General features: G+C 39.2%; 23 protein-coding genes. 6 read left to right on the forward strand and 17 right to left on the reverse strand.

Features of this window, described 5'->3' with window-relative positions; genetic code table 11:
• Positions 1 to 79: 79 nt before the first annotated feature.
• From dut to ubiG, 6 genes are all read right to left on the reverse strand, one after another.
• Entirely contained in the window at positions 80 to 538 is a 459-nt protein-coding gene (dut, locus tag A37Q_RS0114060; protein WP_018300931.1) for a dUTP diphosphatase, read from the reverse strand.
• 99 nt (positions 539 to 637) lie between these two features.
• On the reverse strand, positions 638 to 1633 hold the full coding sequence (locus tag A37Q_RS0114065; protein WP_018300932.1) for a YheT family hydrolase: 996 nt from the start codon (positions 1631 to 1633) through the stop codon (positions 638 to 640).
• Between the two features lie 13 nt (positions 1634 to 1646).
• Complete coding sequence (locus A37Q_RS0114070) at positions 1647 to 2630, reverse strand: hypothetical protein (protein ID WP_154648733.1); 984 nt, start codon at positions 2628 to 2630, stop codon at positions 1647 to 1649.
• 42 nt (positions 2631 to 2672) lie between these two features.
• Positions 2673 to 3431, reverse strand: coding sequence for a hypothetical protein (locus A37Q_RS0114075; protein ID WP_018300934.1), 759 nt, complete (start codon positions 3429 to 3431; stop codon positions 2673 to 2675).
• Positions 3407 to 4084, reverse strand: a complete 678-nt coding sequence (locus A37Q_RS0114080) for an HAD family hydrolase (RefSeq protein ID WP_018300935.1) — start codon at positions 4082 to 4084, stop codon at positions 3407 to 3409. The genes A37Q_RS0114075 and A37Q_RS0114080 overlap by 25 nt, the downstream gene beginning before the upstream one ends.
• Positions 4085 to 4093: 9 nt before the next feature.
• On the reverse strand, positions 4094 to 4789 hold the full coding sequence (gene ubiG / locus A37Q_RS0114085; RefSeq protein ID WP_018300936.1) for a bifunctional 2-polyprenyl-6-hydroxyphenol methylase/3-demethylubiquinol 3-O-methyltransferase UbiG: 696 nt from the start codon (positions 4787 to 4789) through the stop codon (positions 4094 to 4096).
• 154 nt (positions 4790 to 4943) lie between these two features.
• Here ubiG and A37Q_RS0114090 point away from each other — a divergent pair, with 154 nt between their 5' ends.
• On the forward strand, positions 4944 to 5462 hold the full coding sequence (locus A37Q_RS0114090; RefSeq protein WP_018300937.1) for a hypothetical protein: 519 nt from the start codon (positions 4944 to 4946) through the stop codon (positions 5460 to 5462).
• A gap of 21 nt (positions 5463 to 5483) precedes the next feature.
• Positions 5484 to 5981 (forward strand): hypothetical protein, encoded by a 498-nt coding sequence (locus A37Q_RS0114095; protein ID WP_018300938.1) that lies wholly within the window; start codon positions 5484 to 5486, stop codon positions 5979 to 5981.
• Position 5982: 1 nt separating this feature from the next.
• Here the strand turns inward: A37Q_RS0114095 and A37Q_RS0114100 are convergent, their stop codons facing one another.
• Positions 5983 to 6807, reverse strand: coding sequence for a pyruvate, water dikinase regulatory protein (locus A37Q_RS0114100; RefSeq protein WP_018300939.1), 825 nt, complete (start codon positions 6805 to 6807; stop codon positions 5983 to 5985).
• A 93-nt stretch (positions 6808 to 6900) separates the two neighbouring features.
• Between A37Q_RS0114100 and ppsA the strand changes: the two genes are divergently transcribed.
• Both ppsA and A37Q_RS15680 read left to right on the forward strand, forming a co-directional pair.
• Positions 6901 to 9303, forward strand: a complete 2403-nt coding sequence (ppsA, locus tag A37Q_RS0114105) for a phosphoenolpyruvate synthase (RefSeq protein WP_018300940.1) — start codon at positions 6901 to 6903, stop codon at positions 9301 to 9303.
• Positions 9304 to 9405: 102 nt separating this feature from the next.
• Positions 9406 to 10866: an alkaline phosphatase gene (locus tag A37Q_RS15680; RefSeq protein ID WP_018300941.1), complete on the forward strand. Its 1461-nt coding sequence runs from the start codon at positions 9406 to 9408 to the stop codon at positions 10864 to 10866.
• Here the strand turns inward: A37Q_RS15680 and fabV are convergent.
• On the reverse strand, positions 10856 to 12055 hold the full coding sequence (gene fabV, locus A37Q_RS0114115) for an enoyl-ACP reductase FabV (RefSeq protein WP_018300942.1): 1200 nt from the start codon (positions 12053 to 12055) through the stop codon (positions 10856 to 10858). The genes A37Q_RS15680 and fabV overlap by 11 nt on opposite strands.
• A gap of 576 nt (positions 12056 to 12631) precedes the next feature.
• On the opposite strand from fabV, the gene A37Q_RS0114120 reads away from it, so the two are divergent.
• The gene (locus A37Q_RS0114120; protein ID WP_026196740.1) at positions 12632 to 14785 is read left to right on the forward strand and encodes a glycosyl hydrolase family 18 protein; all 2154 of its coding nucleotides are present in this window, start codon (positions 12632 to 12634) and stop codon (positions 14783 to 14785) included.
• Position 14786: 1 nt separating this feature from the next.
• On the opposite strand, the gene A37Q_RS0114125 is transcribed toward A37Q_RS0114120, so the two are convergent.
• Positions 14787 to 16028: a pyridoxal phosphate-dependent aminotransferase gene (locus tag A37Q_RS0114125; RefSeq protein ID WP_018300944.1), complete on the reverse strand. Its 1242-nt coding sequence runs from the start codon at positions 16026 to 16028 to the stop codon at positions 14787 to 14789.
• 265 nt (positions 16029 to 16293) lie between these two features.
• Positions 16294 to 16980, reverse strand: coding sequence for a hypothetical protein (locus A37Q_RS0114130; protein ID WP_018300945.1), 687 nt, complete (start codon positions 16978 to 16980; stop codon positions 16294 to 16296).
• A 351-nt stretch (positions 16981 to 17331) separates the two neighbouring features.
• Here A37Q_RS0114130 and A37Q_RS0114135 point away from each other — a divergent pair, with 351 nt between their 5' ends.
• On the forward strand, positions 17332 to 18045 hold the full coding sequence (locus A37Q_RS0114135) for a helix-turn-helix transcriptional regulator (RefSeq protein WP_018300946.1): 714 nt from the start codon (positions 17332 to 17334) through the stop codon (positions 18043 to 18045).
• A gap of 131 nt (positions 18046 to 18176) precedes the next feature.
• On the opposite strand, the gene A37Q_RS0114140 is transcribed toward A37Q_RS0114135, so the two are convergent.
• The 7 genes from A37Q_RS0114140 to A37Q_RS0114170 all read right to left on the reverse strand — a co-directional run bounded on the left by A37Q_RS0114140 (position 18177) and on the right by A37Q_RS0114170 (position 23822).
• Complete coding sequence (locus tag A37Q_RS0114140; protein WP_018300947.1) at positions 18177 to 19427, reverse strand: DEAD/DEAH box helicase; 1251 nt, start codon at positions 19425 to 19427, stop codon at positions 18177 to 18179.
• 379 nt (positions 19428 to 19806) lie between these two features.
• Positions 19807 to 20544 carry a GIN domain-containing protein gene (locus tag A37Q_RS0114145; protein WP_018300948.1) on the reverse strand — a complete coding sequence of 246 codons (738 nt, stop codon included), beginning with the start codon at positions 20542 to 20544 and terminating at the stop codon, positions 19807 to 19809.
• Positions 20545 to 20554: 10 nt separating this feature from the next.
• Complete coding sequence (locus A37Q_RS15685) at positions 20555 to 20854, reverse strand: DUF5056 domain-containing protein (protein ID WP_018300949.1); 300 nt, start codon at positions 20852 to 20854, stop codon at positions 20555 to 20557.
• Positions 20844 to 21374 carry an RNA polymerase sigma factor gene (locus A37Q_RS0114155; RefSeq protein WP_018300950.1) on the reverse strand — a complete coding sequence of 177 codons (531 nt, stop codon included), beginning with the start codon at positions 21372 to 21374 and terminating at the stop codon, positions 20844 to 20846. The genes A37Q_RS15685 and A37Q_RS0114155 overlap by 11 nt, the downstream gene beginning before the upstream one ends.
• A gap of 9 nt (positions 21375 to 21383) precedes the next feature.
• Positions 21384 to 21743 carry a DUF6249 domain-containing protein gene (locus A37Q_RS0114160; RefSeq protein WP_018300951.1) on the reverse strand — a complete coding sequence of 120 codons (360 nt, stop codon included), beginning with the start codon at positions 21741 to 21743 and terminating at the stop codon, positions 21384 to 21386.
• Positions 21744 to 21941: 198 nt separating this feature from the next.
• Complete coding sequence (locus A37Q_RS0114165; protein ID WP_018300952.1) at positions 21942 to 22799, reverse strand: universal stress protein; 858 nt, start codon at positions 22797 to 22799, stop codon at positions 21942 to 21944.
• A 300-nt stretch (positions 22800 to 23099) separates the two neighbouring features.
• Positions 23100 to 23822, reverse strand: a complete 723-nt coding sequence (locus A37Q_RS0114170; protein ID WP_018300953.1) for an SDR family oxidoreductase — start codon at positions 23820 to 23822, stop codon at positions 23100 to 23102.
• Positions 23823 to 23824 lie beyond the last annotated feature (2 nt).

Consider the following 23824-nt stretch of genomic DNA (forward strand, 5'->3'; position numbering starts at 1 on the left):
ACCTTCTTCAACTATCTACAACAAGCATACTAACACTACAAACCCAACACAACAAGGACACTTAGCTTGGGGAGAGCGTTTATTTGACACCCGTGTGTCCAAATCCACCTGTACTTCTTTGGCTTTGATCACTAAAACACTCAACAGCAACAAACTCTGCCTGCACAACTGGCACAATGATAAATTGAGCAAAACGCATCAACGGCTCAATTTCTATCTCTTGCTGAGAGCGATTCCAACATGAAACCATCAACTCTCCCTGATAATCAGAATCAATCAGCCCCACTGAGTTTCCAAGGATAAGTCCCTTTTTATGCCCAAGGCCTGAGCGCGGGAGGATCATCCCTGCTAAAGAAGCATCAGAAATATGAACAGCAATACCCGTTGGGATAAGCTCACAAGCGCCAGGTTTGAGTGTAATCAGCTGATCAATGGCTGCACGCAAATCAACCGCTGCAGACCCTGATGTGCCATATTCAGGCAAAGAGGAGAAAATTTCAGGTCGTAATAATTTTAATTCGATAACAGGCTTATGCATTGTACTCTCAATTCAGCTCTATATAGCTTTTATTTTACAAGAAAATGCGCTAATCAGAGATAAAAATTAACATTTTTCCTGTTTTCTATATTTTGAAGGTTAACCCACCATCACCGCTTTGATGATTCGCACATCCATCCAGTGGTAAAAAAGCTTCATACCTTGAGATCGTCCAAGGTAGCCCATATGCCCACCCCCTTTTGTCTGCTCATAGGTAATATGCTTATTTTGAATATCCAAAAGCTTGGAGTTATCTATAAAAGGATCCTCACTATCTGCAATAATCAGGGTATTTAGTTTAATCTGATCCAAATAAACATACGCACTTTCATTTTGATAATAACTCTCGGCATTTTCATGTCCGGCTTCTTTTGAGGTGTAATGATTATCTATATCATACAAGCTTAAATGGCGGTGATATCTAATTGAGTGATTCACTGCATTTGGATGCAATTTTAATCTGGCTAAATACATGCGATAAACCTTCTGACTAAAATAGCGATTAAATAGACGATTTTCAGGCTGTAATAGCTTATTAATGGAGGCAACTAAATCAATACTTGGGCAAATGGCCATTGCTTTTTGAATATGCATTTGATTAAGCTCAGGATACTTGCCAAGTGCCTTTAGTAGCATATTACCCGATAAAGAAAACCCAACTGGGAAAAGTGCAGCATCTGGGTATGTACTTGCAACATGCCTTAGCACACAAAGGACATCTTCAGATTTACCCGCATGATAGATATTTCTAGCTAATGGCAAGAGCTTTTTATTTGCCCCTCGGTGATTAACACGAATAACACTCACACCTAAATGATAAAACTTTCTTGCTAAGCGAATCATATAAGCCGACTCAGCATCACCACACAGCCCATGAAAAAGAATAACGATCTTTTTGTCTTTTTTCAGATTACCTGTTTGTGTAGCACTTTTTTCAAGCTTTCTCGCCTTTGGCGTTGAAATAGATAAAACAAGCGCATCGCCATCAGGAAGCTTCAGTGTTTCATTATACCTTGGTGGCGCTTTTCCTGCTGGCAGCAAGCTGGCAATAATTGTCTGCCACTTTGCTGATAGAAATGTCGGTTGAAACTCCATATATCAATGCCAGCTAGCTAACCGTGCTGATATTAGAATAGGTTGCTGTGCTAAGCGAGCAAGCGGCAAGATTACTATCACTTGAATCGACAGAACAATTACTCACAGGGAAACTTACTTGTATTTGCGTTGGTGTGGTATCCGATGAAGAGCTATAGAGTTTGGCATAGATCACACCCTGCCAATAGTTTGACTCAGAGCCACTTGTTGGCGTGAAAGTATAAGATTTATAACCGCCATAGGTACCATTAATCACTGTATCTGCACTTTTTATGGTAACCGCATTACTCGATAGGGTGTTTTGCGAGCCACAACTATTATAATCTGAAGAGCAAAAGCTTATTGAGTAATATGAGGTACTGGTATTTGTTAAAGTTAAGGTGATATTATTACTAGCGACATTAGCAAACGGATTCACCTCAGTTTGTGAAGTTTTAGACATCTGATAACTGTAGGAATAACTTGCTGCGCCAAATTTCATTTTAAAAGTTGAAGAGCTCGAATAAGGGTAATAGCCGCCATAGTTATTGAGGTTATTATTATACGGGTTTGTGCTTGTACTAGAGCTGTCTGTGCTACTTTTATCGTCAGTTTTATCCTGTTTATCATCTTTGTTTTTGTATGGGTTATCTTTATTTTGGTCGTTATTTTGATTACTTCTACTTGATTGATAACGGCTTTTATTTGGAGATCTAGGCGCACCACCTGCTACAAAAATAGGGCTGTTCATCGCCTGCTTATCAAGGGCTGAGTAATGCTTTGTTTCGCTCTTATTATTCTTAGGCGCTACTGTTTTGTCCTTGTCGAATTTTTTAAGTGACTCTGAAAGCTTTGCAATTTCTTGATTGATTTTTTCAAGCTCTTGCAGCTGTGCTTTAGATTTCTCCAAGAGAGCCGCATCTGTATTTTCCTCTACAGGCGCACTACTCTCTGCATAGACTATACAAGATCCTAATAAAAACACACAAGCTATCAACCACTTCATATTATTACTCATTTTGATTATTCACCAACCATTGTATGAGAAAATCAATGATAATCAAAGTTTTGATGCTCTTACAGTTGACCATAAAAGTTGCAAAGGTGAAATAACAACACTTTCTTTAAATGGGTTATCCACCTTTTTCAAATACTGTTTCAGTGCAAAAGCAAGTATATAATTGAAGTTTGCTAATGCCTTGGGTAACCCGACAAAGCGACTTTGTGATTGTTGTAAATTTTGAATCATCTCAATATACGGTTTAAAGCTTTGTTTGTAGTCACCAAAGCTCTCAGGTCTCACCTCTGCATTCATTTGAATATTTCTAGAGAAGTGTTTTCCTATCAGCAATAAATGACGGCTAAGCTCGTTGATATGATTTGTTGTTGAGATTGCTTCAATGTTATCAAAATCAAGTAATTTTGCCTTTAAGTGCTCAATACCCAAATAATTGTTAGTAAGATAACTGTCAAAATTCTCCTTTCTACCTTCTGCTAACGTTGCCATCACAAGCTCAAAGTCTTGCTGCAAAAGCTGATAGGCTAGGTTACAATCAAGTGTTTTCGAGAGATGATGCGTAATGGGAATGCTTGGCGCACTCTTTTTCAATCTCTCTAGCTCTTCTTGCCACCATTTTAATTTTTGCAATGCTGGATAAGGCTCAAAGTAAAACTCACTTGCCTTCATCCACTGATATTTCAGCTGATCAAGTGCATACAAACTTTGTGTTAATTTCTCATCTAATTTTCGATAGGCGTAATAATGCATGCTGCCTTCTTTGGGCAACGCGCCTTCTATACATTCAAATAGGTAATCCACTGTCTTAATTGCTCCAAACTTTCAATACTTGCATCATGCGGCCAAAGCGCCACATCCTTAGAAACATAGCCATACTTTGCAATCACTGACTGACAAAGTGCATATTTTGCCGCCAACATATCTACCAAACCATCACCGACATAAAGGGCGTCTTTTGCTTGAATATTCAATGTCTCAAGTGCATGAAAAAATCCAATAGGATGGGGTTTATGATATGCCAAGTCTTCGCGGCAGATAAGAATGCTGGCCGTTTCAAAGCTTGGAACAAGGGGGAAAACTGCCTCAGTTAAATCTCTTGTCTTATTTGTAATAACGCCCCATAAAATTCCCTTTTCATTTAATCTCTCAAGCAGCTCTTTTGCCCCTTCATAAGCCGTGGTTTCATCATAGGCATGTTTTTTATAATAACCAAAAGCACTCTTTTTAATTGCTGAAACTTGCGCTTTAGAGAGGTTGTTTTTAATCTTACTCACCAAATAACCAACGCCATTTCCCGCTTGATTTCTAAGCTTTTCATCATCAAAATCAACAGGAATATCATGCGCCAAAAAAGCATGACGAATAGAGGAAAATATTCCCTTTGATGAGTCAAGTAAGGTTCCATCTAAATCAAAAAGTATCAGTTTTGGCAGGCTTGATCGCTGTAATTTCATCAGATAAGTTTAGGCTTTTTGAAAGGCAATAATATAATTTACATCTGCATTACCACCCATTGAAAATGTTTTTGTTAATGGGTTGTAATGAATCCCTTTCATAATTTTTGGAAAAAGACCATATTCTTTAGCGCTACGAATAAGCTCAGATGGCTTAATAAACTTTTCATATTCATGCGTCCCTTTAGGGATAAGTTTCAACACATGCTCTGCCATAACAACCGATAGTAAATAGGATTTAAGGTTTCTGTTGAGTGTAGAGAAAAACACCCAGCCCCCTTCTTTCACAAGCTCACTACATGCTTTGATAACACTTTTTGGCTCTGGGACATGCTCTAGCATCTCCATAGAGCTTACCACATCAAAACTTTCAGGAGAAATATCAGCAAGCGCCTCAGCCGTAATACAGCGATAATCAACTTCTAAATCAGACTCCAAAAGATGTAATTTAGCCACTTTCAAAGAGGCTTTGGCCATATCGATTCCTGTTACTTTTGCTCCTTTTTTGGCAAGCGCTTCAGATAAAATACCGCCACCACAACCTACATCTAAAATCTGTAGGCCTGTCAGTGATTTGACTCTTTGTTCAATAAAAGAGACCCGAAGTGGGTTGACTTGATGCAGTGTTCTAAACTCTCCATCTTCGCACCACCACTGGTGAGCTAAAGCAGAAAATTTGTTAATCTCTTTTTGATCCACATTCATTGCTATGCGTCATTTTTATGCATAAGAATGAGGATACTATACCACTTGTAGCGCATTTTGCAGATGTTAATTGCAAAGAAATATCCAGAATTTGATGGGTGAGGAAATTCATCTACACTTAATAACATCGCTGACATAAAGAAGGGTTTATATCATGATTTCAAAATTCATACGTAGCATTGGCATGCTATCAATATCCGCGCTTGCCTTGGTTCTAAGTGGTTGTATTGCAGCGGGTGTTTACACTGCACAAACTACCGTTGCCACCATCGATGGCGCACAAATGAACAAGGTTGTGATAACACCAAAAACAAAGCCAGTTAGCGCTGTGAATAAAGTGCTGATTAATCTTGATTATTTAGATGAAAATAACAAAGCCTCCCTTGGAAAGAGCATACATCAAAATATTATTCAGTCACTTAAAGAGGCTGGAATATATCAACCTGATAATAATAATGCCGATACAATAAGAATCACCATTAGTAAAGTAACAGATACTTATGCTGATAAATCAGTACAATCCTATGTTGAGGTATTTAATGCCAAAGGTAAAGCTGAGTACTCTGCTGTGTATATTATGAATGGCAAAGGATTAAGACGTGTTAGTTACGTCGAAGGAGAGTTTGCCAAAGTGTTGGTAAAAGACTTGCAGCAAGCCCCGGAAGCAAAATAAATAGAGAATAAGGAAAAAGCCATGAATCCACTTAAAACTTTTGCCCTTTTGACTTCAGTGCTTATTTTATTGTCTGGTTGTACCTTATTTGTCAACACAGCACAAAGTGAAAAATCGCGTGTTGTCCCTGTGATGCCAAAGACACAAACCATTCATAACGTCAGTCAAATCCAATTTGATTTCAGTGCATTGAAACTCTCTAGTGAAGATCAAAAAACACAACAAGACTCACTTTATACGATGCTGGTTGAAAAATTAAAAGCAGCGCATCTTTATCAAAATGATAAAACACCTGCCATAACAGTTAAAATCATTGTTAAGCGTGTTAATGACAACTTCTCAGACAAGGCGATGGAAGCATTTGTTATCTTGCAAAACAACCAAGGACAAACCATCTCATCAGCAGTTTTTGTTGAACGCGGCGAGGGCTTAAGACGACTTAGCTATTTTAAAGAACAGTTTATCGACCAGTTGGTTAAATATATTCAATCACCAGCACAAAAAGTGCAAAACAATTAAGTTACTTTGACAGCTGGTAGTTCTTCAAACACATTCTTGCCATAATTTTGGTCGCAAGCTCTTCAACTGAAAGATACGTTGAATCTAAATATTGAATTTTCTCATGTTTATATAAGCGCTCAACCGCCCGAATCTCGCGCAAACACTGTAACTTTGAAGCATACTGACTATGTGGACGGCGCTCCTCTCTTATGGCCATTAAACGCTCGACACTAATGGTTAGGCCAAAAAGCTTATCCTTATACGCTTTTAGCGGCTCTGGGAGAGCATCTTCTTGTAAATCTTCTTCAGTAATGGGGTAATTTGCAACCGATAAACCATTATTCAATGCTAGAAATAGGCTGGTTGGCGTTTTCCCTGAGCGTGAAACACCGACTAGAATTAAATCGGCATAACGATAATGATGCACAGCTGCACCATCATCAGCGCTCAAACTATAATTTACAGCATCCATTCGCCGTTTATAGTGCTCATAGTCACTCATTCCATGGGCTTTTCCGATACTATGTGATGAGTTGACTCCCAGTGTTTTTTCCATCGGTTTTAAAAAAGTTTGAATGAAATCAAACTGCACACAAGGCGCATTTGCAATCACATTTAAAATATCATCATTCATAATAGTTGTAATTGCAATCGGCGGTGTATTTTCCGTTGCCGCTGAAGCTTTAATTTTCTTTTCCACCTCATAGGCACGCTCTAAGGTGTTGACATAAGGAAGGTTCACAACGGTAAATTCAATACTTTCAAACTGTGATAGCAAACTTTGTGCCATCGATGAGACGGTAATTCCAGTTCCATCCGAAATCAAAAAAACACATTGTGTCATAGGCTGCACAACTTTCTTTTATCTTAAAATCATCATACCATAGCTTAGGTACTTGTGTGAATGTGATCAACCCTAACGATAAAGGTATGAGCTATGGAATATGTACTTCCCTTTAATCAACTCTCCATCAATGATATTAACCGTGTTGGCGGAAAAAATGCTTCACTTGGGGAGATGCTTTGCCATCTCTCAGCGCTTGGTGTGCGCATTCCCGATGGTTTTGCAACAACCGCTGATGCTTATCGAGAATTTCTAAGCCACAATGACCTTCATCTTCGCATTAATGATGCGCTTAATATGCTTGATGTTAGCGATGTAGAGGCACTGGCAAGAACTGGGAAAACCATTCGCAAATGGATTATGGAAACCCCACTAACTCCTAGATTTGAAGAGGCTGTGAGATCTCATTATCAAAAGCTTTGCGCACAATCTGGTAGTGGTGATATTTGTGTTGCTGTACGCTCCTCTGCGACAGCTGAAGATCTACCAGAGGCTTCTTTTGCTGGACAGCAAGAGACTTTTTTAAATATCACCGGCATCGAAAATGTCCTAGAGGCTATTCATAAGGTATTTGCCTCATTATTCACAGATCGTGCCATCTCTTATCGAGACCATCATGGATTTGCCCACAGTGAAGTTGCTTTATCTGTCGGCATACAATTTATGGTCAGAAGCGATGAAGCAACAAGTGGCGTCATGTTCAGCGTTGATACCGAATCGGGTTTTAAAGATGTTGTGTTTATCACTGCCTCCTATGGCTTAGGCGAAATGGTAGTACAAGGCGCGGTCAACCCTGATGAATATTATGTCCATAAGCCAACTCTAGAGGAAGGCTTTGCTTCTGTTATTCGCCGTAACCTTGGCAGTAAAGAGAAAAAGATGGTCTTTACAACAGAGCAAAGTGCAGGGAAATCCGTTCAAACGATTGATGTTCCAAAAGAAAAACAATCCTGTTATGCCCTCAGTGATGATGAAGTGTTAGAACTTGCTGGATATGCGATGATCATTGAGAAGCATTATAGCATACCAATGGATATTGAGTGGGCTAAAGATGCGGTTAATGGACAGTTGTATATCGTACAGGCAAGGCCTGAAACAGTTGCAAGCCATGAGAATATGAACATCATCGAGCGCTATCATATTCAAACAACAGAAAAACCCATTGCCATTGGTCGCAGCATCGGCAAAAAAATAGGTTCTGGCGTCGCAAAAGTCGTGCGCTCAATTAAGGATATTTCCATGATTAATCCGGGTGATGTCATCGTAACAGATATGACCGACCCAGATTGGGAGCCTGTGATGAAAATTGCCTCTGCGATTGTCACAAATAGAGGGGGTCGCACTTGTCATGCTGCCATTATTGCACGAGAAATTGGTGTGCCTGCTGTCGTTGGATGTTCAAATGCAACAGATCAGATTCAATACAATCAACAAGTCACTGTATCTTGCGCTGAAGGAGATACCGGTTATGTCTACTCAGAAGAGATTCCGTTTGAGCTAAAGCGTATTGATATTAACAAAATGCCTGAAGTTCCCTTTAATATTATGATGAATATTGCAAACCCCGAACGGGCATTTGATTTTCAAAAAATCCCCAACCATGGTGTAGGTCTTGCCCGCTTGGAGTTTATTATCAACAATAGCATTGGCTATCACCCAAAAGCGCTGCTGCATCCAGAGAAAATTGATGATGCACTTCGTGAAGAAATTAAAGAGATGACAAAAGCCTACCAAAACCCGCGTGATTTTTATGTACAAAAACTAGCTGAAGGCATTGCCACACTAGCCAGCGCCTTTTATCCAAAGCCTGTTATTGCAAGATTATCTGATTTTAAATCCAATGAGTATGCCAACATGATCGGTGGCAGCTATTTTGAGCCACATGAAGAAAATCCGATGATTGGTTTTAGGGGCGCATCACGCTATATTGACCCTTCCTTTCAAGCCTGCTTTGAAATGGAGTGTGAAGCCGTATCAATTGTCCGTGACAAAATGGGGCTTAAAAACCTACAAATCATGATCCCTTTTGTACGCACATTAAAAGAGGCTCATGCTGTGAGTGAGCTTTTATCATCACATGGATTATCGCGAGGAAAAGATGGACTTAAGATTATTATGATGTGTGAGATTCCATCGAATGCACTTCTGGCGGAGGAATTTTTGCATTACTTTGATGGTTTTTCAATTGGCTCAAATGACATGACCCAGCTGAGCCTGGGCCTTGATAGAGATTCCAGCATTATTGCCGATAGCTTTGATGAGCGAGACCCTGCGGTGAAAAAGCTTCTCAGTATGGCCATTTCCACCTGTAATGCCAAAGGGAAATATATCGGCATTTGTGGTCAGGGACCTTCTGATCATGAGGATTTTGCCAAGTGGCTCATTGATCAAGGGATCCACAGTATCTCTTTAAACCCTGATACGGTGATTGAAACTTGGCTTGCTTTGTCTAAACATAGCAAACACAACAAAACAAATGAAAAAGCTGTGATCTAAACCACAAAAACCATTTTTCAATCTGCTATATTTTTTTAACAAAACTGTAACATACTTTTGCTAGTGTAAACTCGGAAGCTTGATCAACTAACGGAGAGAGAAATGAGAAAACAGCTTAGCGCATCTTTAATGGCATTATTTTCAATGGAAGCTTTATTTGCACAAGAGACAACAGCTGATAACAGTGTAAACTGGCATGTCCAACCTTTAATGCAACTTGAAAAAGCCAAGCACTACACCCCCAATCATGCTGAAGCTAAAAATGTGATTTTAATGATTGGCGATGGCATGTCGATAGGCACTATTACTGCCTCGCGCATTTATGCCGGCCAACTTGAAGGCAAAAAAGGCGAAGAACATCGCCTTTATATGGAAAACCTTCCGCATGTTGCCATCTCTAAAACTTATTCAGCTGACATGCAAACGGTTGATTCCGCCGCTGCCGCCACTGCAATTATGACGGGTCAGAAAACCAATAATGGCGTACTTGGAGTGAGTGATAAAGTTGCGCTCAATAATTGCCAAAGCGCCTTAAGAAATGAGCTTAGCACCATTTTTGAAATCGCAGCAGAAGAAGGCTTATCTGTAGGGGTTGTTACAACAACAAGGCTGACTCATGCTACCCCTGCTGCCACTTATGCCCACTCTGCTAATCGCAACTGGGAGTCGATTGCTAATATGCCTAAAAGCGCATTGAATAAAGGCTGCATTGATATTGCCAGACAGTTGATTGAGTTTGATTATGGCAGTGGCATTCAAGTCGCTCTAGGCGGTGGCAAAAGCAAATTCACGCTCAAACAATCAGGAGGCGAGAGAGATGATGAAGATCTGATTTTAAGTTGGCAAAAACGCTACCCAAATGGCACCTTTGTTGAGAATAAAAAGGCACTTTTAGAGGTTGATGCAGCATCAACTGATCGCTTATTCGGTCTTTTCTCAGATAGCCACATGCCTTATGTATTAGATAAATCTGAAATGCAAAATGTACCTTCTCTTGCTGAAATGACGCAAAAGGCTATTGCTGTGCTATCAAAAAACCCTAGAGGCTATATTTTAATGGTTGAAGGTGGCAGAATTGATCATGCGCATCATGCTAATCTTGCCAAAAAGGCACTCGCTGAAACGGTTGAGTTTGATAATGCAATTCAGGCTGCCAATAAAGTTGCAGACATGGATAATACGCTTCTTATTGTCACATCTGATCATTCACAAGCTTTGACACTAAGTGGCTATGCAAAGCGTGGCACCCCTATTGTTGGTTTATCGGATGAGAAAGATCAAAATGGCAACAGCTATACAACCCTTGCCTATACCACAGGTCCGGGCACGGGAAATACGCTCTCAGGTGAGCTCACAATTGATGAAATTTCCGATAAAGATTATAGCCAAAAAGCAAACATCCCACGCGCAAGTGGTACGCACTCAGGAGAAGATGTTGTGATCTCAGCCACAGGCGCAAGCGCATCACTATTTCAAGGATTTGTTGATGACACCTATACTTTCTATGCCATCAATGAAGCGCTTGGTTTTAGACAACAAGAGCACATCACTACTATGCATTAAGCGCCAGAGAGCTTAAATACTCAACATCGATACTTTTATCATAATCAACACCTTCTACATTAAAGCCGTTGATTTCAAGAAAATCTTGATAAAATCCTGCAAAATCACTAATTCCTTTAAAGTTATCGTTATCCATTATCTCCATAATGGCATCTACTTTTTGCTGTGTGGCTGGATTCATTTCAAGATTATCCGGGCGCACCCTGCCAACCTCATCAACAATACGCTTATCACCATACATCATATCACGCATAAAACGCTCAATTTGCTCAATGGTATTCTCATGAGTTCCCTCTTCTTTCATCACTTTAAAGAGCGCACAACCATAAAGTGGGAATAGCGGAATGAAGGCACTTGCCTTAGTAACAAGCGCCTTAGCAACGGTAACAAATGCCTCACCTTGTATATTTTTTAATGCATCATTTAGCTCATGTGCTGTTTTTTCAAGATGACGCTTTGCAGCGCCAATGGTTCCTTTTTTGTAAATAAGGTCAGTCGCCTTGGCGCCATCATAAGAATAGGCTGTGCTCTTAAACCCCTCTGCTAAGAGATCTGCTTCCTGAAGCGCTTCCACCCATAACTGCCAGTCTTCTCCGCCCATCACTTTGATGGTCTCATCGATATCATCTTTTGTGGCTTCCAACATTTTGCCATCAACAATGCGCTCTTTGGCCAAATCCAATGTTGGCGCAGCCACCTCTCCTGTCGTACTTTTCAATACTGAGCTATGTACGATGCCTGTTTTTGGGTCTTTTCTTTTTGGGGAAGCCAAACTATAAATCAGCACATCTATTTTGCCACCAAACTCTCTTTTTATCGCTTCAATGGTTTGTTGTTTTATTTCATCTGAAAAAGCATCACCAATAATATCTGTAGCAATTAAACCATCTTGTTTTGCAAAGTGTTCAAACCAAATGTTATTCCACCAGCCCGCACTACCAAGACGCTTATCTGTAACACCATTCTCAAAAGAAACATTAATCGTATCGGCATTTGCGCCGTAGGCAAGCGCAATCCTAGAGGCAAGACCATAGCCAGAGGATCCACCAATAATCAGCGCACGTTTTTTGCCAGTAAATTGCCCTTTTGATTTTGTATAATCAATATACTTGCTAACAACATTTTTAAGGCCGATTGGATGTGGGTTTTTAACAAGGCCACCACGCATAATTTGCGGTTTAATAATCATAATTCACTTCACTTACTATTTATTATACATGCATCATACTTTTCAATAATCAACAAGGTCAAGTAAACCTGCACATAATAGCATTTTTCATACTGTTCCACTTGAGCTCCATCAACTTGATATTTTCATCTTGCACTTTACATTCAGCTATAGCTTTTTACTGTCAAGCCGGCTGAATAGATACATCTGTTAATAGACAACTTCTCAGTTATTTGGCGTATTTATATTGTTGGTTATTGATTGCAATCAATACGTGCTATTTAGTTATTTTGTGTTGATTTTCAGGTATAAACGTAGATGAAAGGTCAAAAGACTATAATAAATATAGACAAAAAAACCGCTCAAAGCAGGCAGATGATCTAATGGAAACGTTTTTAAGGAAAGAGAATAAGGCGCTTTGAATATTTCATAACCATAAGTTTAAAAAACAAACAATTATGGAGGGTTATATGAAAATTAAACTAAAATTGCATATATTTTGTTTTTATTCCATCTTAGATGGGATATTTTAAAGCCATGTTGCTTGAGGACTACTCAGTTGCATACCCCGTCAAATCAACATATGGAGAGAATGGAATGTATAAAGTAAAACTATCGCTTGTCGCTTTGGGACTTCTCAATACAGCTGCTGTATTTGCTGCTGCTCCTGCATGGTCTGTTGATAACTTATCAACTTATCAAGCAGGTACACAGGTAAGTGATAATAATGTCACCTATCAATGTCTACCTTGGCCAAACTCTGGCTGGTGTAAACTCGCAGCCTACAGACCAAGTGGAGTCTATGGCGCTGATGCTTGGAAAAAAGTAGGCACACCTGAGCCGGTTGATCAACAGCGAACATTAGAGATCAAAGCACCGACAAACCTACCAAATGGCGCAGTGATTGAGTTTGTTAATGCTGGAGGGACAAAATACAAAGTTATCTCTGGCAAGGTAACACTTCCTTATGCTAAAAGTGGAACAAGTTATAGTATTCAACTTCAAGGAGCTGAAGGCACACTTTCTCCAAGTAGCTATATTGTTACAAAAGACTCAGCAGCACCGACACTAAGCTATAAAGAAGCACCTACACCACCTGCCGGACAGTGCGGTGAGATCCCTTCTGATGTTCTTGCTTGGAAAAAGCCCGGCGCTTGGCCAAATGATCATTACGATGGGGGCAGCTTTGTCAGCTATGATGGAAAAATATGGAAGGCTAAATGGTGGACCAACACAGCGCCAAGTGCTTCAAATAACAGTTGGCAATATTGCGAGGTGCAAATCCTAGGAACTGTGCCTGTAAGTGTCACGGGGTTAAATGGTGCCGATAGCTTTACCTTAAAGCTCAATGAACAAAGCTACACAATTAGTAAAAATGGGGATCCTGATAAAATCAAACTTGCACCTGGTAGTTATGCTGTCAGTGTTCCAACAGTTGTAAATATTAAAGATATGCATGCTTATACGGCAGCAGTCAATCCTGAAAGCTTGGAGATTGATAAAAAAGGCACTTACCCACTGTCAGTTAAATTTACCGAAAAAGCGATTCAAAATACACCTGTCATAGCGCATGTTACCTTTGCAAATGGCACCTCACCTAACCCGCTACCAAACGCATCTATTACAGGAGAGGCAGGTTATCAAGATTCAACACAACTTAAAGCCGGCAGCAACAGTATTAGCATTCCTGAATATGGGAGCTATCATATTACACCTGCAAGCTATAGTATTGATGGTAAAAAATATGTTGCCAACTCGCTCAATGTTGCTGATGGTAAGCTAGTTAGTGGCGACAGTATTAAATATGCCTCAGACTCAAGAGTACTTGCAGGTTACATGCCGGTGAGCTGGAATCAACCTGTGAAAATATCAGAAGCTGCCAAGATAGGCTACAATGTCGTACTACCTGCTTTTGTGATTGTTAATGGCACCTCACCTATTTCATTTGTTGATAATGTCTTTTTGGCTTACAGCACATGGAACCATAAGGCTGACGATCCTGATGTCATTGCAGCGATCAAAAAAGATATTACGTTAGCCAAAGAACAATATGGTTTGAAGTATGTTATTGCCTCTGTTGGCGGAGAGCGTAATACTTTTGATCCTAAAGGCGCTGATGTCAATACACTTGCACAGAAAGTTGTGGATTTTCTTCATACATATAGCTTTGATGGAATCGACTTTGATCTTGAAGCCGTGCCAGCTGATATCACTCAAAGCTATCTTGCTAACTTTATCAAAGCATTAAAAGCTAAAATGCCAAATATTATTATCTCTGGGGCACCACAGGTAAATAATGTTAATGGTGCTTTAGAGTATGTCAACACAGGCACACAGCAAGTATATAATGAAGCGATTAAAGATGGGTTATTTACCTATTTATTCGCCCAAGAGTATAATACAGGTGGCAATTTTGTTGATGGAAATGGCAATCTTTGCACGCAAGGCACAGCAAACTGCTATGATCAAAAATCAACTGGGTTTATTGTTAATAGCTTCTATGCTCTTGAGAAAATTACACCTAAGTCCACTCTTATTGTTGCAGGGCAGCCAGCAACAAAAGCAGCGGCTGGCGCTGCGACAGTATATAATGGCCCAGATGCCTCTGATGTGTATAACAAGATGGCAGAAGCTTATGGCAAGCTCTCTGGAGAAAGTCAATTTGGCGGTGCCATGACTTGGGAAATCTCGCTTGATGCTGCAAATAACTATCAGTTTGCTAAATCAATTAAGCCTGCTGTCTCTCAATAATCTAATGATGTGCTCGAATGAGCATTTCAATTCTATCAAGCCCAAGTGTTAACTCATTTAAGCTTGGGCCAAAACTAAAGCGTACATATTTTTTCAATCGTGTATTTACCGTTTTTCTTCTGTGTCCTGGGTTAACATCAAAAAACTCTCCTGGCACACAGATCACTTTTTCTTTTAAGAGCCGTTTAAAAAACTCCATGCCATCTTGTAATTCAGCTGGCATATTTTCTAAAGAGGCAAAGCAATAAAAGCCACCTTCTGGCAAAGAGGATAATACAAAACCCATATTGACTAAACGCTTATACATATAATCACGTTTAATGACAAAAGCACCTTGAATAGATAATGACTCTTCTTTGGCATGCTCTGGTGATAATAATGGAATAGCTGCCTTTTGAATGGCATGAACAGCGCCACCATCTAAAAATGATCCCGCAGAGGCAATGCCTTCAATCACTTTTTTAGGTCCAAGCGTCCATGAAATGCGAAGTCCAGGATAGCGCCAATTTTTAGTGAGTCCATCAACTATCAAAATATTATCTCTATTGACATCTTCAACATAACTTGCTGCACTTAGTGCTTCAATTTGGTGGTTGTAAATATAGTGCGAGTAAAACTCATCAAAGATCATCGAGCAGCCAACTTCTTTTGCCCCCTCAACAAGCGCTTCTAACTCTTCACCAATGATCACCTGACCACTTGGGTTACATGGGTTTGATAATAACATCGCGCCTAAACCAAGGTTAATCATTGCCTTTTTCATCTCACTGGCATTGGCTTTGAAGCCTGTCTTTGAGGGATATGAAATGGGAATAGAGACAAACCCATTAAAAACATTCAACAGCTCTTCATACGCCGTGTAGTCAGGTAAAAAATGGCCTAAATTAACATTGTCAATTGTTGCTGCAATGCGACACAATGCCGAACGCCCTCCTGAAGAAATAGCGACATTTTCATAGGTGTACTGCGAGGACTTATCCACACGAAATCTTGTATTATAAAGGTGAGCCACTGCTTTTCTAAGCTCAATGTCACCTGCCACTGGTGAGTATTCCGCTGATATTTCATTTAATGCAATTTCACATAGGCGCGCTGGACTTGCTGCCAGATTTCCTGTCTCTGGTGCCCCTTGACCTAAGTTTGACCATTCTGGATTACCGTAATAAAAGCCATGTGCTTGTGCTTTTGCCATCACATAAATCACGCCTGTCTTTGGCACGCGCTTAAAACCATTCTCTTGCATCAGAATACAAATTTATAAATATCAACTGAAAAGTGGCACTAGTATATACCAATCACATCATATTTTTCAGTATTTATGCGCTTTAATAGCGTTATACCACCCGCAAACCATTTTACCCTATTTCTGCCATTGAATTTCTTGTTCTTTTGAGTCATCAAATATTGCTAATAGTCCGAGCTATTACCTGCAATCCAATGACTCAAAACTATCAAAAACTTCTTCAACATTAAACACCGCAAAATGATTCGCGAGTGGTATAAATACCTTACAGATCATCCATGTCAAACATCATCTCTGAATTCGATGGGCTGTGTTGAGTAAAGGCGGGAGGTGGCGTTAATTCTCGCTCTTTTTTAGCCAAAATATCACAATGATATTGCGTAGGAAAAGCCTCAGCTACTTTAGCACAGAGCATCTTTTTTGTTTCATCATAATCAAGCCCCAACTCTAAAATAGCACGGCGTGTCAAATGATCAAGCTCCCCACCTTCTTCAATGGTAAAGCAATAGGTTTTAGCACGATCATAGAGCCGAATACTGCTAAGTGGTTTAATGGGACTTGAGAAATAGCCACTAATGAACTCCCTGTTAAGCCCTTTATAATTTACATCTGGGTGTGGCTCAGTTGCTGTAATAATATAAACATTGTACTCATAGGCATCCAAAATATGCTGCCCCGGCAAGACAACATACACACCATCATCTAACTTTTTTCGTCTATTTGGATCACTTGCTTCTCCAACTTCCCCCATTCCCTCTCTAAACCCCGGGATCAAACCTAAGTTTTTAATGCTTGGCAAATAGGCTTCTTTGGTCGTATGCAGGTAAATATACTCTTTCCCCGTAAAAACAGGGTTCTCTGATAAGGCTTTTTGCCGTAATGCACGTAAATAATTTTCATCGCTGGCAAAAAGTGCAGAGTAATACTTCATTCTAAAGTTATCTAATGGCATCGTTTAATCTCCTTATACACACTCAAATCTGTTTGTTTTATAACAAAACAACTGTTCTACTTTATCAGGGTTTTAGTAAAATAAATCCCATTTTACAGCACATTTTATAATCTGGTTTTGTGCGAATAGGCTTTTTTTGGTATGGTTAAAGCGAAGGCATCCGAGTATTTGCATTACATTGACTTTGTCCTTAGAATAAGTAATGATTAAACCATAAAACATAAATACAATTAATATTACTTGGTGATAGTTTAACGCTAACTTGGATATCAGTGCTTGGATTCTCAATGAATCAATGTCCCTTGATACCAACAGATTGATCATGTCACTTAACCAAGCAGTGAGAATAAGATGGAACGAAGTGCGCTAACAGCAACTGAATTAATTGACAAATTTATGTCCGATCATGCTGATAGCCCTCAGTATAAATGCTATTTTGTTAAAGATCATGATGGGCGAATTTTGACCTGTAACCAGTCATTTTACACCAATGCTGGCTTTGACTATGAAAGACAAATTTTAGGTCGATGTGATCATGAAATACCCAAATGGCAGAAGATGGCAAGCTCATATAATATAGGTGAGCTTTTGTGTCTAAAAAGTGGAATGTATTACCTTGCACAAGAGATGTTAGTCACTGAAGAAGATACACTTGAGCCTATTATTACTGAAAAACGCCCCTTTATTACACAAGATGATAAAGTCATTCTACTTGGAAACTATCAAAGAGAGCGTGATTTTTTAGCGCCTAAACTGCACTATAAAGCTGATAATGTTACTTTAGATCATGTGATTGTTGATACGTTAAAAGGGTCTGTTAACCTAAGTGCAATTGAAATACGCGTTCTTTATTTAAAAGGCATTTGCTTTGCTCAAAATAAGGAAATCTCCCATCTTTTGCTCACCAGTGAATCAAATGTTAAAAAGAAAATTAATCAGTTATATGACAAACTTAACTTTACGCGTCACCGCCAAAGAAACCTTGAAAATTTAAGAAAAGTCGCCAATATTATTTTCACTGAGCACAATATGCCCATTTTTAAAGATGCCCTACAACATAAGTAAATATTGATCAAAATCGCGTTATCTCTAACCGGCCTTTATTTTCTGACGCAACCTGACCTACCCTGCAGATTTGGGACACTTTACTTTCTCAAACTCCATCTTAAACTCAAACGCTTTTGGCGTCATGTAATTTATCTGGGTCTTTTGGCCTTTTTTAAATTCCGCCCGTCACGATGTTCAACTTTTGGTTTATTAATTGGCTTTTTACGCGCTTTTTTATAGTTGTGCAAGTTCGACTCTGGTAAGTTGTGTACGGGGTCAAACCCTTCGATAAACACTCGCTCTAATTGTTTTTTTAATAAACACTCAATATCTGCTAATTGTTTAAATTCATCTGCGCTAACCAATGAAACAGCTTCACCTGTTGCACCTGCTCTTCCTGTGCGCCCAATGCGATGAACATAGTCTTCTGCAACATTTGGTAAATCATAGTTTACCACTTGTGGGAGTTGGTCAATATCGAGCCCTCGTGCTGCAATGTCAGTGGCGACTAATACTTGCAGTTGATTGTTTTTGAAACTTGCTAATGCTTTAGTTCGGGCGCCTTGACTCTTATTGCCATGAATGGCAGTACAGTTTATCTTAGCGCGAGCTAGCTTTCTTACCAAATCATTGGCGCCATGTTTGGTACGGGAAAAGACTAAAACTTGAGGCCAGTTATTCGTTTTAATTAAATGAATAAGCAAAGCGGTTTTTTGCTTTTTGTCAATCGGGACAATCCAATGATTTACTTTTGGTGTTGCTTGATTGGGTGGGCTAACTGATATTTCTAGTGGATTATGAACAATGCTTTTTGCTAACGTTTTAATTTTATTACTAAAGGTTGCAGAAAACATTAGGTTCTGGCGCTTTTTAGGTAATATGTTAAGAATTTTTTTAATGTCGTGAATAAACCCCATGTCTAACATGCGATCTGCTTCATCTAGTACTAAAAATTTAAGTTTGTTAAAGCGAATAGCATTTTGTTGGTATAAATCTAATAAACGCCCAGGTGTTGCCACGAGTATATCAGTGCCCTTGCGTAAACGCATCATTTGTGGATTGATCTTAACGCCACCAAAGACAACTTCACAACGGACATGTAAATACTTGCTATAGCTTTGAATATTATCTTTCACTTGTGCTGCAAGTTCTCGTGTTGGTGTCAATATTAAGGCTAAGGTTTGATTTGATTGTGCCTGAGCGCTGTGAGATAAACTCTCTAAAATTGGTAAGGTAAAGGCAGCTGTTTTCCCACTACCTGTTTGAGCTGCAGCAAGTAAATCGCGACCACTTAAGACTTCAGGTATTGTTTTGCTTTGTATTGGGGAGGGCTTTTTATAGCCTTGCTCAGATAAGGCATCTAAGATTGCAGGACTAAGTCCTAGTGCTGAGAATGACATAGGTCTATCGCATTTAAATTATTTGTGCTTAAGGATAGGCTTGTTAGAAGGAAATTGATAGCATTTTGGGGTTAATTGGTCGAGTAAGTCAGAGGAACCTCCTCTGGAACCGTACGTGACGGCCTCCTGTCCTACGGCTCTTATTGTACAACCTTTTGCTAGTTCAATTGCCAATGTATATAGATATTGGGCTACCCCGCTCTTACTCCTGCTAACTACTCCCTTGCTTAGCTTTACTTGTTTTGAGCTTTTTTAAATTTCCTTTTTGCCCAGTCACGAAAGAAACCCGTATACATTACCTATGATGACTTTGATTGCTCAACTATCTCACAATACTGTAGGATATACGGCTTGACTGTGAAAAGTATTGTGAGCGCTGTCATGAAAAGCGCGCCATCACCAACCGTCCTCTATTTTCCTTATGTACCTGTCCGAGCTTATAATATTTAATCGACATTCTACCTGTGTTATCTATATCAAGCACTTTAGTGCTATTAACTAGTAGATTAATCATTCCTAAATTATCTATCTGAAGCTTGTCAGCAAATAACTCATTCAAATTAAAATAGGTTTCTCCTAGCGTCTTGATGGCAATTTCCCCTACCTTTCCACTGGCAAAAAAATCACACTGTCCAAATGTATTGACCTCAAGTTGATCAGCAAATAAACCTGATATATTCACATGATCTTTGCCACTTAGCTTAAAGTTAATGCTATCTGCATTAATGCTCGAGAAAATCCCTTTTGCATTACCATGATCGATAAAGCTAAACGCTTTTGTCTCTATCGGGGCAAAAAAGTACTGTATTTTGCCATTTAAATATACTCTAGTTAGACTTTCCGATGACAGCGCAAGCACTATTTTGTCATCACTCGACCAAAGACTATCTTTTCGTTTATCGGTGATTTTTAAGCAATTTCCTTGCTGAGAAATATCAATCTTATTGCTATCGGCGCTCTTAAGCAGCCTCAGCTGACTCGAACCTAACTGCCAAGATAATTTAAAATTCCCATCAACCTCCAAGCATTGATATGCCTTAAGATTTTGTCCATAGGATGTTATATATAAACCCATACTGATAAGTAAACAAATGATTATGTTGCGTAAAAAATGCATTTTTCTTTCCCTATTCTTCAATTATTAAAAACCAAATAAGACTTATTGCCAGCACAGCAAGCGCAATTGCCACGCTGTAGTACTCAATCAGGGCCATATTTAAATACGCCTCTAATTGTCCCATCTTCAAACTAAAAACAACTGAAAAAATAAATAAAAATAGACCCACAATCAAAATTGGAATAATTTTCAACCAAGTGAGACTTCTTCTCTTAGGCAGTGAGCACATGACACTATCAGCAAATCCATCATCTTCAATATACTCGCTTTCACTGCTAAACATTGCCTTTATTGGATCATCATCCGACATTCTCTACTCCTAATTGCTTTTTCAATTTTTCTACCCCTCGCATAATGTGAGATTTCACTGTGCCAAGGGGAAGCGTTGTGATTTTACTAATCTCACTGTGTGTAAATTCATGTTGGTAATACAGCAAAACAACCAATCGCTCATCAAGATGAAGCCTCTTTAAAGCCTTTTCCAACCTATTTTTGTCCTCTTCTTGATGATCCATTGTCACAGTTAATGAGATATCTTCAGATAACATTTCATATGGCAATTTCTTCTTTCTAGCAAATTGTAAAAATACACGATAGCCAATTTGGAACAGCCATGCCTCAAAGGTCCCTTCTAACTTAAGTTGCTTTATACTGCGATAAGCCTGCAAAAAGCTCTCTTGAGCAAGATCATCCCCATCTTCATTGTTTTGACTTAACTTTCGTAAAAAACCTCTGAGTTTAGATTGATAACGCAATATTAAACTTCTAAATGCATGTTGATCATTATTGTGAATAACCCGATAAATAAGCTTACTTTCCAAATCCTCCATCTATCCATCCTAATCATGCTGATTGGATAAGATTTTGGCAATGATAAGCTCTCCAAGACCCAAAGCAATCGCAAGCAATGACCAGCTCCAATAAAAACGCGAAAAACCAAATACCAGCCAAAGGGCAATACCAAGCGCAAGCCCAACTGCAATCAGCTTCACACCGCGACTGAATCTCCCTGCTACAGAAGTTTTAAAGCCCTGCTGTTTAATAAACGCTTCACTTACCCCTTGACCTGAGTCAATCATTTTTTGAATGGTGCGCTGATATTCACGCTTTTCACGAAAGCGTAGATAAAAAATAATAAATACAACCAATACCACCATAATAAACGGTGAAAGTGGTACCAATAGTCCTAAATATTGCATGAGATACTCTTGTAATTCTATTCCTGTTAACTACTAAGATGCATCAATTTGACAAATGGATGCAAAAAGATAAATTTTTTTGTTATTTTTATTGAACCTCTCCTTGGGCTTTGCTTTCCTAATAGGGAAAATTCTCACTCAATCTATTTAAGAGCAAGAATTAGTTTAACGCGTAAAATGTAAGACACTTTGACTCAATTAAGCCTTTAGTTTTCTTACTAGAACATCCTGTTTCGCATGATGCAATACCGCATTGGCAGTTGATCCTAAGAAGAAACGACCAAGCGCGCCACGCTGATGACTTCCAATGACAATCAAGCCATAGCCATCATCATTAGCCACTGTGGTAATTTCATCTGCCGCATTACCGATATTGTTATAATGCTTGCCTGTAAATCCATGGGTATCTGACCAATCATCAAGGCGTTTTTTCACCTCTTCAGTCATTTTATCTTGCACCTCTGGCACAATACCATATATCCCTGTAACCACGGTTGGATCGCCCTGAACCGTAATGGTTGAAACCGTTGAATCAAAACGATTTGCAAAGGATTTTGCAAGTTTAGCCACCTCATCACTATCATCTTCCAAATCTGTCGCGAGCAATATTTTTGCATAATTGGTCACAATATTTGGGTTTCGCTCACGAATACGCACGGTTAAGACATCACATTTTGCTTTATGTAAAATGCTATTTGCCGTTGAGCCCAAAAGAAGGTTCAGACCATGCCTTGCATGTGATCCAAGAATAATAAGATCATAGCCATTTTCTTCTGCATAATGTACGATTTGATGGTTTGGATTTCCTTGTAGAATATGGAAATTAGCACTTAGCCCTTCAAACTTCTTCTTAATCTCCTCAAGCTTTTCTCTGGCATTTTGCTCCAAGTTTTTTTGAAACTCAATCGCAGCTGGGACAAACTCTGCTGCATTATCAATCACGGTTACCACATCACAAGAGGCACCAATTTTTTTGATAATCGCTATAGCAGAGTCAACAACATGAGTGTAATCTTCGTAAATATTAACCGCAACAAGTACTTTTTGGTATTGCATATTTCAGAGCTCCATTTGATATCACTTCTTATCAAGTTTCTCAGAATATTTGCTACTTGAAAATAGCTGACAACACTTTAGTTGATCTAAATCAACATATACCACTCGCGAATCATTTTGCGGTGTTTAATGTTGAAGCAGTTTTTGATAGTTTTGAGTCATTGGGTTGCAGGTAATAGCTCGGACTATTAGCAATATCTGATGACTCAAAAGAACAAGAAATTCAATGGCAGAAATAGGGTAAAATGGTTTGTGGGTGGTATATACTCATCACAAACTGCTTTACAACGGGCATTTATACTATGCTTGTTGGCGTGTCGCTGCAATCACAACATCGCGAATATTGACATTTTGAGGCTGTTCATACATAAAAAGCGCTGTTCTTGCGATATCATCTGCCACTAAGACACCGCCCATAGATGTTTTCCAATCTTCATAAGAGTCGATAATATCTTGAGAAGTTGTATGACTTAAAAGCTCAGTTTCCACCGCACCCGGGCAAATACTCATCACTCTGACACCCAAATCTGCTACTTCCTCACGAACATTTTCACTAATGGAAGAAACCGCAAACTTGGTGCCAACGTAAGCGGCATGATTTGGAAATGATTTTTTCCCCGCAATGGAGCTCACATTAATAATCGTACCGCCATGGCGTTTTTTCATCCCACCTAAAACTGCCTGCATTGTGTTTAATAATGCCAACACGTTTACATCGAACATTTGTTTCCACTCTTTTGAATCCTGCTCATCAACTTGCCCAAGCAACATGACGCCAGCATTATTAATCAAACAATCGACAGGACCAAATTGTCTCTCTGCTTCTTCTATTGCCACTTTAAAAGCTGCTGCATCGTTAACATCAACTTTTTTGCATAGCGTATTGGGTAAGCTCAAAGCTTCCATTTTTTCAACGCGTCTACCAATTAATAAAAGTGCATGCCCGGCTTCAGAAAAGCGCTTTGCCATTGCAGCCCCAATTCCCGAGCTTGCTCCAGTAATTACAACGAGTGATTTTTGCATAA

The sequence above is a fragment of the Fangia hongkongensis FSC776 = DSM 21703 genome, assembly GCF_000379445.1.
GTDB lineage: Bacteria > Pseudomonadota > Gammaproteobacteria > Francisellales > Francisellaceae > Fangia > Fangia hongkongensis.

Bases quoted from the DNA above. Each gene is read 5' to 3' on its own strand.
- dut (WP_018300931.1), bottom strand. From the start codon at position 538: ATGCATAAGCCTGTTATCGAATTAAAATTATTACGACCTGAAATTTTC.
- A37Q_RS0114065 (WP_018300932.1), bottom strand. From the start codon at position 1,633: ATGGAGTTTCAACCGACATTTCTATCAGCAAAGTGGCAGACAATTATT.
- A37Q_RS0114070 (WP_154648733.1), bottom strand. From the start codon at position 2,630: ATGAGTAATAATATGAAGTGGTTGATAGCTTGTGTGTTTTTATTAGGA.
- A37Q_RS0114080 (WP_018300935.1), bottom strand. From the start codon at position 4,084: ATGAAATTACAGCGATCAAGCCTGCCAAAACTGATACTTTTTGATTTA.
- ubiG (WP_018300936.1), bottom strand. From the start codon at position 4,789: ATGAATGTGGATCAAAAAGAGATTAACAAATTTTCTGCTTTAGCTCAC.
- A37Q_RS0114090 (WP_018300937.1), top strand. From the start codon at position 4,944: ATGATTTCAAAATTCATACGTAGCATTGGCATGCTATCAATATCCGCG.
- A37Q_RS0114095 (WP_018300938.1), top strand. From the start codon at position 5,484: ATGAATCCACTTAAAACTTTTGCCCTTTTGACTTCAGTGCTTATTTTA.
- A37Q_RS0114100 (WP_018300939.1), bottom strand. From the start codon at position 6,807: ATGACACAATGTGTTTTTTTGATTTCGGATGGAACTGGAATTACCGTC.
- ppsA (WP_018300940.1), top strand. From the start codon at position 6,901: ATGGAATATGTACTTCCCTTTAATCAACTCTCCATCAATGATATTAAC.
- A37Q_RS15680 (WP_018300941.1), top strand. From the start codon at position 9,406: ATGAGAAAACAGCTTAGCGCATCTTTAATGGCATTATTTTCAATGGAA.
- fabV (WP_018300942.1), bottom strand. From the start codon at position 12,055: ATGATTATTAAACCGCAAATTATGCGTGGTGGCCTTGTTAAAAACCCA.
- A37Q_RS0114120 (WP_026196740.1), top strand. From the start codon at position 12,632: ATGTATAAAGTAAAACTATCGCTTGTCGCTTTGGGACTTCTCAATACA.
- A37Q_RS0114125 (WP_018300944.1), bottom strand. From the start codon at position 16,028: ATGCAAGAGAATGGTTTTAAGCGCGTGCCAAAGACAGGCGTGATTTAT.
- A37Q_RS0114130 (WP_018300945.1), bottom strand. From the start codon at position 16,980: ATGCCATTAGATAACTTTAGAATGAAGTATTACTCTGCACTTTTTGCC.
- A37Q_RS0114135 (WP_018300946.1), top strand. From the start codon at position 17,332: ATGGAACGAAGTGCGCTAACAGCAACTGAATTAATTGACAAATTTATG.
- A37Q_RS0114140 (WP_018300947.1), bottom strand. From the start codon at position 19,427: ATGTCATTCTCAGCACTAGGACTTAGTCCTGCAATCTTAGATGCCTTA.
- A37Q_RS0114145 (WP_018300948.1), bottom strand. From the start codon at position 20,544: ATGCATTTTTTACGCAACATAATCATTTGTTTACTTATCAGTATGGGT.
- A37Q_RS15685 (WP_018300949.1), bottom strand. From the start codon at position 20,854: ATGTCGGATGATGATCCAATAAAGGCAATGTTTAGCAGTGAAAGCGAG.
- A37Q_RS0114155 (WP_018300950.1), bottom strand. From the start codon at position 21,374: ATGGAGGATTTGGAAAGTAAGCTTATTTATCGGGTTATTCACAATAAT.
- A37Q_RS0114160 (WP_018300951.1), bottom strand. From the start codon at position 21,743: ATGCAATATTTAGGACTATTGGTACCACTTTCACCGTTTATTATGGTG.
- A37Q_RS0114165 (WP_018300952.1), bottom strand. From the start codon at position 22,799: ATGCAATACCAAAAAGTACTTGTTGCGGTTAATATTTACGAAGATTAC.
- A37Q_RS0114170 (WP_018300953.1), bottom strand. From the start codon at position 23,822: ATGCAAAAATCACTCGTTGTAATTACTGGAGCAAGCTCGGGAATTGGG.